This window comes from Bacteroides sp. 11BF (genome assembly GCF_019633765.1).
Taxonomy (GTDB): domain Bacteria; phylum Bacteroidota; class Bacteroidia; order Bacteroidales; family Bacteroidaceae; genus Bacteroides; species Bacteroides hominis.
Genome location: NZ_JAFKPJ010000003.1, coordinates 180,800 through 195,514 on the forward strand (window position 1 = coordinate 180,800; position 14,715 = coordinate 195,514).

A 14,715-nucleotide genomic window follows, 5' to 3' on the forward strand; every position below is an offset into this window, starting at 1 on the left:
AAATAAAAATGCCGGAAGAGCATTTCTACTCTTCCGGCATTTTTATAGATGATTACATCATTTAAGCCTAAATCTGACCGGAAGTGTAAATCGTGAGTTTACATTTTCGCCTTTGTGCTTTCCAGGAATCCAATCAGGCATTGAGTTTACCACTCTGATAGCTTCCGCATCAAGTAGCGGAGATATGCTTTTTACAACAATCGGGTTAAGCAGTTTACCATTCTTAGAAACAACAAACTGAACTACTACCTGACCTTCTTCCTTGTTTTCAATGGCTTGGGCCGGATATTTGATGCTCTTTGCAATAAACTGTAAGCATGCCTTCATTCCATCCGGAAATGTAGGAGCACTATCAACGACATCATACACTACGTCTTTTAGTATAGCTACAGAGTCCGGTACAGCTTCTTCTTTAAGGGATTGTGTGGCACTTACAGAGTCTTTCACTTCGGTAACAGCCTGCTCGTTACTTGTTTTATTCCCGCAATTGCTAAACAATAGCAACATGGCTACTACCGGCAGAAATATCAGAAATTTGCTCTTCATAATTTTTTGAGTTCTTTTTTCGTTCAACATTTTAATTCGTTTTTAAAGGTTATACATTAGGATTAATATCTGGATTTGCTGCAAATCAGAGCTTATTTATTTTTAAGAGAAGATACTGTTCTTCTTTCTTTATTGTATTTTATATGTCTGGGCATACCTTCTTCGTTCTGGATATCAATATAATGATGTATTACAAATCTACTAAATTTAAGTAGATAGTTTATATTTATCAATATAAAGTTTGTTAATGGTAAGAAAATAAAGACATAAAAAGGATTAGAAATATAATAGTTAATTGGGAATATCTTTATAGCTTTGCCGTAAAATTAGAGTTAGATGGGAACATTAAGTAAAAATAGAGTTAAATATATCCGATCGCTGGAATTAAAAAAAAATAGGAAAGAAGAAAGAGTCTTTCTGGCAGAAGGTCCCAAATTGGTAGGTGATTTACTGGGACATTTCCCTTGCAAGTTTTTGGCGGCCACTTCGGAATGGCTTAGAGAACATTCTGCAGTTAAGGCTGTGGAGGTAATTGAAGTCGGTCCTGAGGATTTATCTCGTGCCAGTTTGTTGAAGAGCCCTCAACAAGTACTGGCATTGTTTGAACAACCGAAGTACGAGATCGATACAGAAGTTATTCGTAACTCTTTATGTTTAGCTTTGGATGATATTCAAGACCCCGGTAATCTTGGGACAATCATTCGTCTTGCAGACTGGTTTGGTATTGAACACATTTTCTGTTCGCCCAATACTGTTGATGTTTTTAATCCTAAAGCCATACAAGCTACCATGGGAGGCATTGCCAGAGTAAAAGTACATTATATCGCATTGCCAGAGTTGATTCATGTACTGGGAAATGTACCGGTATATGGTACCTTTCTGGATGGAAAGAATATGTATGAGCAGCCTTTGTCTAAGAATGGAATAATAGTAATGGGGAATGAAGGAAATGGTATTGGAGCCGAAGTGGAAAAGCTGGTAAACCGTAAGTTATACATTCCAAATTATCCTCAGGAGCGCGAGACCTCAGAATCATTGAATGTAGCCATTGCTACCGCAATTGTCTGCGCTGAGTTTCGGCGACAGGCCGCATTGTAGCAAAATCAAAAGGAAATAACAAATAAGCCTGCCATTTCATACATAAGGTAATTTCCGGAATAGTAATACTTTGCTCATCGGTATTGGTTAAGTTGAACAAAGTATTATTTATGTCCATCTTTTCTTGCGGAATCAATAAAATGACACCGGGAAACCATTCTACAGATTCAAATTCTTCACTACAGGGAAAAATACGATAGACATACTCTCCCTCCATTTCTATGGCATGCAGTTTTAAAAATCCACTTTCCGGAATAAATATATAATGTGCAGCAAAACGTTTCATCTTATTTTCTAATTATTCTGACGACGCAATGGTCTCCTTGGATTAGTTCGTTGCTGTCTTTCTAATTGCTGTTTTTCTTTTTCTATTTGTTGCTCTTTCTCTCGTTGTTCCGGTTTAACGGGACGGACATCGTTATTGGGGCGGTTCAAATCCTTTGGATTAGTCCGTTGATGTACCAGCGTCGTTTGAATAGTATCTTGGGGAGCTTTCTTCCGGATAGAATCTACCTTATTTTTTTCTGTTATTGAATCGGCATTTAAGGAGTCTTTTCCCATTTGTGTTAATGAGTCATTTACATGATAACGGGTCAACGAAATGTCACTAACCAAAAGTGTTGTTGACTTTTGGGATTGCGGATAAAAAATGAATCCTTTTATTTCCTTGATAGTCATCGTATCTGATTGAAGACGAATGTCCTGAATTCCTGATTCAAATATATGTTTCGTGCAACTATTGGTCACACTGTCGTTCTTATAAACAATCTGCATCGCCATTACCGGAGCCATTGTTGAGTCCGGCATTCCATCCAGGAAGTTATATTGTATTTTCCAGAGCAATACATCACGTTTCTTGAAATTTGTATCAGAAGGTAATGTGAACGTGAACCTATTATTCAATGGAGATCCCGTTAACTGGGCAACCCGCTGCCATGCCCAGACATCAATACTGTCGCCTGGAGCAGACATCTTAGGCTTATTATCACGCAATGCTATTAAGTGGTTGATGGCATCCTGTTGGGCTTTCAGCCTTTTATTTACCTTTTCATAGATTTCCGATAGTATTTTTGTGTTGCGTGTATACCATACCATAGACGAGTCAAAAACTTCTTCTGTTGTACCATATTTCTTAAATACAGCTTCTACATACAGTGCTTTTTTGTAATTCTCGCCACCAGGCATGTTCTCACCCATCGCTTTGGCAATGTGGTAATCGTATAGCAGATTTTCCATCTGTGATTCTGATATAATGCTATCAGGTCTTTTCACCTTACAAGCAGATGTAATCAGTACCAAAAGACAGATACAACATAATTGAAACCGGAAATACTTTTTCATTACCTCTTTTTTACTTTTTGGTCACAGAATGATGGTATGAATCATTCAGATATTTGCTATAGAACAGTAATAAGGCAATAATTCCGCAGCTAATGGCGGCATCTGCGAAATTGAAGATCGGACTAAAGAAAATGAAATGCTCTCCACCTACAAAAGGCATCCATGCCGGCCAGTTTGTATCGATAATCGGGAAATAAAACATATCAACTACTTTACCATAGAACCAAGTGGAGTAACCACCTCCTTCGGGCATAAAACTGGCTATTTGTGAATGTGTGCTTTCGTTGAAAAAGACTCCATAGAAAACACTGTCAATAATGTTACCCAGTGCACCGGTCAAGATTAACGATACACAAATGATATATCCGGTTTTTAATCCTCTTTTTACTATTTTATATAAGTACCACCCTATCAAGCCTACTGCAACGATTCGGAATGTAGTCAGAAAGAGTTTTCCAAATATCTCCATTCCAAACGCCATACCATTATTTTCGGTAAAATAAATATAAAACCAATCTGTAATACGGATACTCTCATGCCAATACATATGAGTCTTGATCCAGATTTTAATCACTTGATCAATAATCAGCACAGAAAAAATGACGAGCAGAGCGATTTGTCCTTTCGTGAGTAGTTTCTTCATTTTGTTAAGCTATGTTATATAAGATACGAGCTACCAATTACAAGCTAAAGAGAAACACGATATTGCCGTGTATACACTTGTCTCTTGCAATAGGTAGCTCGTAGCCTACTATTTATTTCTTTCCACTGTTCTTTGCTTCAATGCTCAGTGTAGCATGAGGCACAGCACGCAAACGTTCTGCCGGAATTAATTTTCCTGTTTCACGGCAAATACCATACGTTTTATTCTCGATACGTACAAGAGCAGCCTGTAAACCCTGAATAAACTTCAGTTGGCGTTGAGCCAAACGTGTAGTCTCTTCTTTCGACAATGTATTTGCTCCTTCTTCCAAGACTTTATATGTGGGGGACGTGTCATCTGTGTCATTTCCGTCCAGTCCCATTAAGCTTAGTTTTAACTGTTCATAGTCACGTTGTGCTAGTTCCAGTTTTTCATTAATGATGGCACGGAATTCTTCTAACTCCGCATCCGAATATCTTGTCTTTTCTGCCATAACTTTTACTGTTTATTAGGTTATTAGTATTAGAATTATTCTTTCACTACATTCACAAACAAAGAGAAGTCGTCGAAATTTAATTCTGTACCGCTTTTTACTTCGTCTGCCAAAGTAAGGGATGTACCCAAAACTTGGTTACAAATATAACCATTATATTCATTTACCGCATCATCTGTCTGCGGATTTTTAGATAATGTTATTTTTATTTTGTCTGTAATCTCGAAACCACTTGATTTACGGATATTTTGAATGCGGTTTACCAATTCACGTGCAATTCCTTCACGGCGAAGTTCTTCCGTTACAGTAACTTCCAGCGCAACAGTCAATTTCCCTTCATTGGCAACCAACCATCCCGGAATGTCCTCGCTGAAGATCTCTACATCTGCAGTTTCTATAATAGCTTCTGCCCCATCTAAATTAAGGGTATAACGGCCGTTCTTCTCGAGTTCGGCAATAGCTTCCTGTGACATTTCTGCTACAGCTGCTGCTACAGCTTTCATTTGTTTGCCGAATTTTGGTCCCAATTTCTTGAAGTCACATTTAACCTTTTTCACCAGAACGCCGGCTGCACCATCAACGAATTTAATCTCCTTTACGTTGACTTCACTCATGATAAGTGCTTTTACAGCCTCGATATGGGCTTTTTGTGCTTCATCCACTATAGGAATCATGATACACTGCAACGGCTGACGAACTTTAATATTCACTTTACGACGCAATGCCAACACCATGGAAGTAACGTCTTGTGCCATCTGCATTTGTGCTTCGAGTTCCTTATCTACCATTTTTTCATTGTATTCCGGGAATTTCGCCAGATGGACAGAAACTACATTATCGCGTCCTGTTGCACCGATTAGGTCGCCATACAGACGGTCTGCATAGAAAGGAGCGATAGGTGCCATTAATTTGGCTACCGTTTCCAGACATGTATACAAAGTCTGATATGCAGATAGTTTATCCTGAGTGAATCCACCACCCCAGAAACGCTTACGGTTCAGGCGGACGTACCAGTTAGACAGATTATCGTTTACGAAATCAGAAATTAAACGTCCTGCTTTAGTCGGTTCATATTCGTTATAACAGGTATCTACTTCCTTTATTAATGTGTTCAGTACAGAGAGAATCCATCGGTCAATTTCCGGACGATCGCTCATCGGAACATCAGCCTCTTTGTATTCAAACCCGTCTACATTAGCATACAAAGCAAAGAAAGAATAGGTATTGTATAAAGTACCAAAAAATTTACGACGAACTTCCTCGATGCCTTCTACATCAAACTTCAGGTTATCCCATGGAGAAGAATTGGTAATCATATACCAACGCAAGGGATCGGACCCATATTTCTCGATAGTAGAGAACGGATCAACTGCATTTCCTAAGCGTTTAGACATTTTATTGCCATTCTTGTCTAATACCAATCCGTTTGAAATGACTGCTTTGTATGAAACACTGCCAAATACCATGGTTGCAATGGCATGTAGAGTGAAGAACCATCCACGTGTCTGGTCCACACCTTCTGCAATGAAATCTGCCGGATATACCTGATGGCTATCCAATAACTCTTTATTTTCAAATGGATAATGGATCTGTGCATAAGGCATTGCACCCGAATCAAACCATACGTCAATCAGGTCTGTTTCGCGTTTCATAGGCTTACCATCTTTTGAAACAAGGATAATATCGTCTACATATGGGCGATGGAGATCTATCTTATTATAATTTTCTTCATTATATTCACCCGGTATGAAACCTTTATCTTTATAGGGGTTCGATTGCATATACCCTGCGGCAACCGATTTTTCGATTTCATTATATAACTCCTCAACCGACTCTATACATTTCTCGTCGCTGTTGTCTTCTGTTCGCCAAATAGGCAACGGAGTACCCCAGTAACGGGAACGGCTCAGATTCCAATCATTCAGGTTCTCCAGCCATTTGCCAAAACGTCCGGTTCCGGTAGATTCCGGTTTCCAGTTAATGGTTTTATTTAACTCTATCATGCGCTCTTTGCACGCAGTAGAACGAATAAACCAACTATCCAGCGGATAATAAAGCACCGGTTTGTCTGTACGCCAGCAGTGCGGGTAATTATGCACATGCTTTTCTATTTTGAAAGCCTGATTATTAACTTTCATCATCATACAGATACTTACATCCAATGATTCATCCTGATCGGACAGATTCGGATCATAAGCATTCTTCACGAAACGACCTGCATACTCTTTGTATAAATCTACGTTAACGCGCTGTTTTACAAACTCTTCATCCAACTCATCTAAAGTATAGAATTTACCGGTCAGATCTACCATCGGACGAAGTTCACCTTTTTTATTAACCAACTGTAATGGAGGCACACCGGCAGCTTTTGCCACTTGAGCATCATCCGCACCAAATGTCGGAGCGATGTGTACAATACCCGTACCGTCCTCTGTTGTTACATAATCGCCCAGTATTACACGGAAAGCACCTTCTCCCGGATTTACCCATGGAATTAATTGTTCATATTCCATGTCTACCAAATCGGTACCTTTATATTCAGCAATTACTTTGAAAGGAACCAACTTATCACCTGGTTTATAATCTTCTAGCTTCAGTTCGGCTGCTTTCGGGTTGAAATGTGCATTCAACAATGCCTTTGCCAATACTACCGTGATTGGCTGTCCTGTATATGCGTTGTACGATTGAACTGCAACGTAGTCAATTTTAGGACCTACACAAAGTGCTGTATTCGAAGGTAGTGTCCATGGAGTAGTAGTCCATGCTATAAAATAAGGAGTACCCCACTCTTCCATTTCGGGTTTAGGGTTCTTCATCTTAAATTGTGCCACTACCGTTGTGTCTTTCACGTCACGATAGCATCCCGGCTGATTCAGTTCATGTGAACTTAATCCTGTTCCGGCTGCCGGAGAATATGGCTGGATAGTATATCCTTTATAAAGTAATCCTTTTTTATACAATTGTTTCAATAACCACCACAGTGTTTCGATGTAACGGTTGTCATATGTGATGTACGGGTGCTTCATATCCACCCAATACCCCATTTGATGAGTCAGGTCTTCCCACTCTTTTGTGAATTTCATTACATCCTGACGGCAATGAGCATTGTATTCTGCTACAGAAATTGTTTTTCCAATATCCTCTTTGGTGATCCCTAAAGACTTTTCTACACCTAATTCTACAGGGAGTCCGTGTGTATCCCAACCTGCCTTACGTTTCACCTGATATCCTTTCATCGTTTTGTAACGACAGAAAATATCTTTTATAGAACGAGCCATTACATGGTGAATACCCGGCATACCGTTAGCTGATGGAGGTCCTTCGAAGAAAACAAACGAAGGACAGCCTTCACGTTCTGTCATACTCTTGGCGAAAACCTGGTTTTCGTCCCATTTTTTCAATACGTCCTTATTCACCTGCGAGAGGTCGAACTGCGAATATTCGGCAAATTTCTTGCTCATGGCTATATTTACAATTTTACTATTTACAATTTAAGATCGGGATACCCTCCCTATTTTAAGGGTGCAAATGTACAAAAACATTCGTTTTCATACAAGAAAAGCCTTTTTAATTTCAGTCTGACAGGAAGGACCGCCTTGTGAAAAGAGTGTAAAAAGTAGTAAGGGGAGCAAAACAAAAAACTATATGCCTTGTTTATCAGGGAAATTTTAAAACCCTATATGTTATGAATTACGGTATTAGTATATTGTTCAGAGCAATTCCTTTGGCGATGGCTCTGTTTTGTTTCGGCTACGGAGCATTTATCAGTGCATATGGAGATGATCCTAACCGATTGGTGGCAGGTCCTGTAGTCTTTTCATTAGGTATGATTTGTATTGCATTGTTTGCAACGGCTGCTACTATTATCCGGCAAATCATACATACTTATGGGCGCGGTTCTCTGTACGCACTGCCTATTATCGGTTATTTGGCTGCTGCCGTTACTATTATTGGTGGAATTTGTATGTTTACCGGATCTGCCTCTGCCTCTTCCTTTGTGGCTGGGCATGTGGTTGCCGGAGTAGGACTGATAACTACTTGTGTAGCAACTGCTGCAACATCTTCTACCCGTTTTTCACTGATTCCTGCCAACTCAAAAATGATTGGTAATGATATTCCTAAAGGAGCGTTTACTAAAGGTCAAGAACTTGTATTAAAAACAATAGCTATTATTGTCTCGTTGATTGCTTGGATATGGGCTTTTGTTTTATTGGCCCAAAGCGATGTACATCCTGCTTATTTCGTAGCAGGGCATGTGATGGCAGGTCTGGCTTGTATTTGCACGAGCCTGATTGCTTTGGTCGCTACTATTGCCCGTCAAATCAGAAATGTATATACGGATAAAGAACGTAAACAATGGCCGAAACTCGTATTATTGATGGGAACTATTTCCCTCCTTTGGGGGCTGTTTGTTATTTTTGCCGATTCAAGCAGTACAAATGGGGTTATCGGATATATTATGATTGGGCTTGGCCTTGTTTGTTACAGTATTTCCAGTAAAGTAATTCTACTGGCAAAAATCTGGGGACGAGAATTTGCTTTGGCCAACCGCATCCCTCTGATTCCGGTATTAACAGCATTAGCTTGTCTGTTTCTGGCCTCTTTCGCCTTCGAATTAGGTACAACACACGATGATTATTTTATCCCTGCACGCGTATTAGCCGGTTTAGGGGCCATTTGCTTCACCCTCTTTTCAATTGTCAGTATTCTTGAGAGTGGAACATCTTCAAAATAAATGCAATAGGACAATACTAAAAAGAAAGCGGAGTTCACAATTCCGCTTTCTTTTTAGAGAGTTCATTTATTCATAGAATTTATTAAGTGAGACATAATATTCTAATCGGGAATTGGGTAATGTGAATGACATATAATTGCCAAAATATACATTTGGACAGCCGGTTTCACCAAGAATTTTTCCTGCATGAGATTTTTTAATAGCAGATGCAAATGTCGACGCTCCGGAATAAGTAGTTTCATTTACCAATACTGTAACTGTTCCTTTATAAATATCTGCTTTATTCCGGTTTCCCGCTACAGAAGAATCTTGAATAGCAAATAAAGATCCGTCAGGTAAATTTTTGATCTCTTCATAGGTTTCCGGATGTTTTTGCTTATTATACAGTTTTGAGTATGAACTGATTTTTAAATCAGTTTTAGTATATAATGTATAAGCATCATGCGATAAGTATGATAGAAGCATGTCAATTCCGTCACTTGACCCTCCTTTGTTATTCCTGATATCTATAACCAAATTGGGTACATGCTCTCTGTTAATCACCGAAAAGACAGAGTCACAAAATTGTTTTAGTTGTGGTAATTGATATAAGTTCATTATTTGCAGAGTAGCAGTCTGTCTATCGGGGCTTAGAGTATAACTAAATTGCGGCAGGCTTTTTCCAAGTTTTGCTTTTAAAACAGGGAGGGCATCTATTTGTCCGATGCCATTCAATGATTCTTTCCAGATCTTATTTCCCCTTTTAATTGTAAAATCATATTTGTCACCCCAATTATATTTATACCATAGCAAAGTAGAAAGATAAAGGGTCAATTGATTTTCCTTAATAGCGTTTCCTTTTTCAGCTCCCAGTAAGAGATACAATTGGCTTAATATAGTTTGACTATTTATATTATTCATACATGTTATTTCATCATTTTCCTGCATCGAACAGGATATTAAGGGGAAATCAACTACGATCTTATCGTCTACTATTTTTAAGCGTAAAGGCAGAGTCAGTCCTCCATGATTCAAATAGTCGATTCTGTCTGGAGTAGCAGGAATTGCGAAATTAGTATGACCATCTTTTACAGATGCAACAAATGGAGAGACTATAAAGTAGAAATCAGAAACGTTTCGTTCTTTATTTAACAAGCGATATATTGAATCATGCTTTTCTTCGAATTCTTTTTGCGTTTGATACATAAATAAATCCGGATGTACTTGACATAATAAGCTATATAAGGTGTCAAAATCTTCTTTTTGCTGGCGGGAGGTTAGTACTTGAGCATTTATTGGGATGCTGAGATTACATAAAATGATTATCATCAGAATTAAAGATGGAGTTTTCATGTTTTGCCGTTTTTAAGATTAGACATTTAATGATTAAAGCTATTTTGTGAATGCTAATATAGATAATCTCCTGGAAAGCTACTTTATTCTAAGTACTAATTTATATTTTCTTTTATTTTGTATCCCGGCCATCCCCAACCAATATTATAAATAGTAACTTTCCTTTTTAATTTAAATCTACTTCAAAATTGTATTTAATACAAATTAATAGCCCTTTTATACGTTTATTGGCATATTTTTACTTACTTTGCACCATATAAAGGCACAACTATGCACAAAAAACTATTAGTAACTGCATATTTTGTAATAGCGGCATTATTGCAAACTATGACAGGCAATTTCCCCTTATCTTTTTTTGCATTCCCTCTGAATGTGATTGTAGCAGTTATATGGGTCTATTTATTATGGCGTCTCTATAAAGAAGGGAATAAGTTGCCGTTAACCCGTTTTCTGCTGTCTTCCCGGACAAGTATTTTATCAATCTTATTATTAGTAGGTGGCAGCTTGGTTATCGGGTTGTTTCCCCAATTATCGGAAGCAGAAGCTGCATCCATATCAGGAGTCCCAGCCTCATTGGGATGCTATAACTTTATGACTTCCTGGATATTCATTGCCATTCTTTTTCTATTATTGAGTAATCTGGCAATGGTGGTTATCCATGCTTTCTATCATCGTGTACCGGCAAAGAAGCGTTTTCTCCTGAACCATTTGGGATTATGGCTCGCTTTATTTGCCGGATTCTTCGGTAGCAGCGATGTGCAGACATTACGGATCCCGCTTTATGCCGGACAACCGGGACGCGAAGCCTATAGTATGGATGGGAAAGCCTATTATCTGGATTATGAATTGGAACTCTACTCTTTCAATACAGAGTATTATCCGAACGGGATGCCTTCGCGTTTTGCGGCAGATGTACGTATTGGAGAGCAGAGAACTACGCTTGAAGTAAATCATCCTCACAGTTACCGTTTGGGAGAAGATATTTATCTGACCGGATATGATACACGTAATGTGGGAAATACCCAATATTGCATTCTTCAGATTGTACGTCAACCCTGGAAATATGTAATGGTGACTGGTATTTTAATGATGTTAGCAGGAGCTGTTCTGCTATTTATTAATGGTCCTAAAAAAGCTAAATCATGATAACCTGGGATAACTTCTATCTGTTTGCAACCGTCTCCATCTGCCTTTGGCTTACGGGTGCCATATCGGCACTTCGTTCATCGGGACAAAGTAAAATAGCTGTTGTACTGACTGTAGCAGGAATTACTTGTCTGGGGATATTCATTGCCGGGCTATGGATATCTCTGCAACGCCCTCCTCTTCGCACTATGGGTGAAACCCGTTTGTGGTATTCCTTTTTTATGGGGATTGCCGGGCTGTTGACGTATATTCGCTGGAAATATCGATGGATACTTTCTTTCTCTACTCTGCTGTCCACTGTTTTTGTTATCATCAATTTGCTGAAGCCCGAGATACATGACCAATCACTTATGCCGGCTTTGCAAAGTGTCTGGTTTATTCCCCATGTCACAGTTTATATGTTCTCCTACTCTGTATTGGGATGTGCTTTCATTATTGCTATTTGCGGGCTTGTACACCACAAAGAAGAATATTTGGTGACAGCAGATAATCTGGTCTATTCTGGTGTGGCTTTTTTATCGATCGGCATGCTTCTTGGATCTTTATGGGCAAAGGAGGCCTGGGGAAATTATTGGAGTTGGGATCCCAAAGAGACCTGGGCAGTGGTTACCTGGATGGGATACCTATTATATATGCACCTGCGCTTACGGGGCAGGTTTCGTAAAAAGATGCTGTATGTCATACTTATTTTCTCCTTTTTGGCTTTGCAGATGTGTTGGTATGGAGTAAATTATTTGCCTTCGGCTCAACAAAGTGTACATTTATATAATCGTAATAATTAACTAAAAGAATCCACAATGAAGAAAAGTACAAAATTTATCATCGCATTACTGGTGACGGTCGGAGCTTTGGCTATCACTTACCGCGTCGTAAATCAGGCTCCGTCAAAAGAGCTTGCCGCTGACGCTCAGATGCAAGAGATCATTACTTCCGGTGGCTGCCTGCAATGCCATTCGGGTAGTCCGGATCTTCCTTTTTATGCAAACTGGCCTGTTGCCGGCGGAATGGTTCAGAAGGACGTGGAACAAGGTTATCGCGCTTTTGACATGACCGAAATGGCTGAAGCCTTAAAAGTCGGTAAACCTGTAGGAAAAGTGGCTTTGGCCAAAGTAGAGAAAGTGATCATGGACGGAACAATGCCCAAACATGCCTACTATATGGTACACTGGGGAGCCAGTGTGACAGATGCTAAAAAGGAAATGGCTATGGCGTGGGCAAAACAACACCGTCTGGCACATTATGCTAACGGGCTGGCTTCAGCCGAATTCGCTAACGAGCCGGTGCGTCCCATCGCTGATTCCATTCCGGTAGATATGCGTAAAGTGATTTTGGGAGATATGCTTTATCACGATACTCGCCTTTCGGCCGACAACACCGTTTCATGTGCATCATGCCATGGATTGAATACGGGAGGGGTAGACAACAAGCAATATTCAGAAGGTGTAGGTGGACAATTCGGAGGTGTGAATGCTCCGACGGTATACAATGCTGCCTACAATTTCGTGCAGTTCTGGGACGGACGTGCCGGAACACTTGCCGAGCAGGCTGCCGGTCCTCCGTTGAATCCGGTCGAGATGGCTTGCCAGTCTTTTGACGAAATCATTGCAAAACTCGAACAGGACGCTAATTTCACCAAAGCTTTTTTAGCTGTATATCCCGACGGATATTCGGAAAAGAATATCACTGACGCTATCGAAGAGTTCGAAAAGACATTGCTCACTCCCAATTCTCGTTTCGACCTTTATCTGAAAGGTGAAAAGACTGCTATTAACGATATGGAACTTGCCGGATACGAATTGTTTAAGAAATACGATTGCGCTACTTGCCATGTAGGTGAAACTTTGGGTGGTCAGTCTTACGAGTTAATGGGTGTGAAGAGAGATTATTTTGCAGATCGTGGCATTGAATTGACAGAAGAAGATAACGGACGCTTCAAACAGACCCAAAATGATCGTGATAAACATCGTTTCAAAGTTCCCGGTTTAAGAAACATTGCCTTGACAGCTCCTTACTTTCATGACGGTAGCATGAAAACAATGAAGGAGGCCGTGGATTATATGGCCAAATATCAGGTAGACAAGAATCTGCCGGAAGATGAACTGAATAAAATAGTAGCTTTCCTGGAAACACTGACCGGAGAGTATAAAGGTAAACCACTGACCAATGATAATCAGAGCAAGGCATTGTAATGTCTGCCGGATAAAAACAAGAAAAGGATACTCTGCAAAGAGTATCCTTTTCTTGTTTTATGCTATAAATGGATTAGTTACGAGGCAGGGCTTCTTTAACAACCATCTGACGGCCTTCGTATTCAGCACCGTTCAACTCAGCGATAACATTTTTTGCTTCGTCGTCGTTCGGCATTTCAACGAATGCGAATCCTTTAGATTTGCGAGTCTCGCGGTCGGTGATCAGTTTTACTGAATCAACTGTTCCGTACTCTTCCATTACTTGTCTCAAATCTGCTTCCTTAACACGATAGCTAAGGTTTCCAATGTACATGTTCATAAAATAAAAAAAATAAAAATTGATAAATAAATTTAGAAACAACAGAAGTTTGAGATTAGATCCGGATTCGACTGATTCAGTAGAAAATAGAGTAAAATAAAACGATCAATTGTTTTCGGCAGCAAAGAACGCCATAATATTTGGATTATCAACTATAAAAGGGCATTTATTTTTCAATAAACGCCCTTTTTTCTTACAGATGTGTCTCTATTAATGTTTACTCAGATAGCTGGCCACTCCGTCTTCGGTTGCTTTCATGGCATCTTTACCTTTCGACCAATTGGCCGGACAAACCTCGCCATACTCTTCAAAATGTTGCAAGGCATCCACCATACGCAGTACTTCGTCTACGTTACGTCCCAATGGTAAGTCGTTGATGACACAATGTCTCACTACACCTTCTTTGTCAATCAGAAACAGACCGCGGAAAGCCACCGGTGCCCCTTCGCATACCCAATTGCCATTTTCATCGGGAGCATAGCTTCCGGCCAGTACTCCGTAACTTTCAGAGATTGATTTAGAAAAGTCGGACACAATAGGATACTTCACGCCTTGGATACCTCCCTCGCTCTTGGGCATCTGCAACCAGGAGAAATGAGAATATTCAGAGTCGACCGAGCAACCTACCACAGCTACGTTCCGTTTTTCAAACTCGTCGAGCTTTTCCTGAAATGCGTGCAGTTCGGTGGGGCATACAAAAGTAAAGTCCATCGGATAGAAGAAGAATACTACATACTTTTTCCCTTTATACTGATCCAACGAGAAGTCCTGAACGATTTCATGCCCATTGATTACAGCCGTGGCATCAAATTTCGGCGCTTGTTTTCCAATTAATGATCTCATAATTTTCTTGTTTTAGAAGTTATTAAACGA

General features: G+C 39.7%; 14 protein-coding genes. 5 read left to right on the forward strand and 9 right to left on the reverse strand.

Features of this window, described 5'->3' with window-relative positions:
* Positions 1 to 57: 57 nt before the first annotated feature.
* A complete protein-coding gene (locus JZY04_RS04120) occupies positions 58 to 576 on the reverse strand; it encodes an energy transducer TonB (protein WP_122142102.1) in 519 nt (172 codons plus the stop codon).
* A 306-nt stretch (positions 577 to 882) separates the two neighbouring features.
* On the opposite strand from JZY04_RS04120, the gene JZY04_RS04125 reads away from it, so the two are divergent.
* The gene (locus JZY04_RS04125; RefSeq protein ID WP_005777744.1) at positions 883 to 1,644 is read left to right on the forward strand and encodes an RNA methyltransferase; all 762 of its coding nucleotides are present in this window, start codon (positions 883 to 885) and stop codon (positions 1,642 to 1,644) included.
* Here the strand turns inward: JZY04_RS04125 and JZY04_RS04130 are convergent.
* From JZY04_RS04130 to ileS, 5 genes are all read right to left on the reverse strand, one after another.
* Positions 1,598 to 1,930: a hypothetical protein gene (locus JZY04_RS04130; protein ID WP_122142101.1), complete on the reverse strand. Its 333-nt coding sequence runs from the start codon at positions 1,928 to 1,930 to the stop codon at positions 1,598 to 1,600. The genes JZY04_RS04125 and JZY04_RS04130 overlap by 47 nt on opposite strands.
* A gap of 8 nt (positions 1,931 to 1,938) precedes the next feature.
* A complete protein-coding gene (locus JZY04_RS04135; RefSeq protein WP_122142100.1) occupies positions 1,939 to 2,985 on the reverse strand; it encodes a DUF4296 domain-containing protein in 1,047 nt (348 codons plus the stop codon).
* Between the two features lie 10 nt (positions 2,986 to 2,995).
* Complete coding sequence (locus tag JZY04_RS04140) at positions 2,996 to 3,628, reverse strand: lipoprotein signal peptidase (protein ID WP_005777738.1); 633 nt, start codon at positions 3,626 to 3,628, stop codon at positions 2,996 to 2,998.
* A gap of 112 nt (positions 3,629 to 3,740) precedes the next feature.
* Positions 3,741 to 4,121, reverse strand: a complete 381-nt coding sequence (locus tag JZY04_RS04145; RefSeq protein WP_005777736.1) for a TraR/DksA C4-type zinc finger protein — start codon at positions 4,119 to 4,121, stop codon at positions 3,741 to 3,743.
* A gap of 35 nt (positions 4,122 to 4,156) precedes the next feature.
* Entirely contained in the window at positions 4,157 to 7,582 is a 3,426-nt protein-coding gene (gene ileS / locus JZY04_RS04150) for an isoleucine--tRNA ligase (protein WP_122142099.1), read from the reverse strand.
* Positions 7,583 to 7,806: 224 nt separating this feature from the next.
* Here ileS and JZY04_RS04155 point away from each other — a divergent pair, with 224 nt between their 5' ends.
* A complete protein-coding gene (locus JZY04_RS04155) occupies positions 7,807 to 8,856 on the forward strand; it encodes a DUF2776 domain-containing protein (RefSeq protein ID WP_122142098.1) in 1,050 nt (349 codons plus the stop codon).
* 66 nt (positions 8,857 to 8,922) lie between these two features.
* Here the strand turns inward: JZY04_RS04155 and JZY04_RS04160 are convergent, their stop codons facing one another.
* Positions 8,923 to 10,188: a S41 family peptidase gene (locus tag JZY04_RS04160; protein WP_181996310.1), complete on the reverse strand. Its 1,266-nt coding sequence runs from the start codon at positions 10,186 to 10,188 to the stop codon at positions 8,923 to 8,925.
* 270 nt (positions 10,189 to 10,458) lie between these two features.
* Here JZY04_RS04160 and JZY04_RS04165 point away from each other — a divergent pair, with 270 nt between their 5' ends.
* Genes JZY04_RS04165 through JZY04_RS04175 form a run of 3 tightly spaced genes read left to right on the forward strand, consistent with a single transcriptional unit; the run spans position 10,459 to position 13,523 of the window.
* The gene (locus JZY04_RS04165; RefSeq protein ID WP_122142097.1) at positions 10,459 to 11,334 is read left to right on the forward strand and encodes a cytochrome c biogenesis protein ResB; all 876 of its coding nucleotides are present in this window, start codon (positions 10,459 to 10,461) and stop codon (positions 11,332 to 11,334) included.
* Positions 11,331 to 12,116 carry a cytochrome c biogenesis protein CcsA gene (gene ccsA, locus JZY04_RS04170; protein ID WP_005806056.1) on the forward strand — a complete coding sequence of 262 codons (786 nt, stop codon included), beginning with the start codon at positions 11,331 to 11,333 and terminating at the stop codon, positions 12,114 to 12,116. Before JZY04_RS04165 ends, ccsA begins: the two co-directional genes overlap by 4 nt.
* Positions 12,117 to 12,131: 15 nt before the next feature.
* Complete coding sequence (locus JZY04_RS04175) at positions 12,132 to 13,523, forward strand: cytochrome-c peroxidase (RefSeq protein ID WP_005777723.1); 1,392 nt, start codon at positions 12,132 to 12,134, stop codon at positions 13,521 to 13,523.
* A 73-nt stretch (positions 13,524 to 13,596) separates the two neighbouring features.
* On the opposite strand, the gene JZY04_RS04180 is transcribed toward JZY04_RS04175, so the two are convergent.
* A complete protein-coding gene (locus tag JZY04_RS04180) occupies positions 13,597 to 13,842 on the reverse strand; it encodes an RNA-binding protein (RefSeq protein ID WP_005777722.1) in 246 nt (81 codons plus the stop codon).
* A gap of 210 nt (positions 13,843 to 14,052) precedes the next feature.
* Entirely contained in the window at positions 14,053 to 14,685 is a 633-nt protein-coding gene (locus JZY04_RS04185) for a peroxiredoxin (protein ID WP_005777720.1), read from the reverse strand.
* Positions 14,686 to 14,715 lie beyond the last annotated feature (30 nt).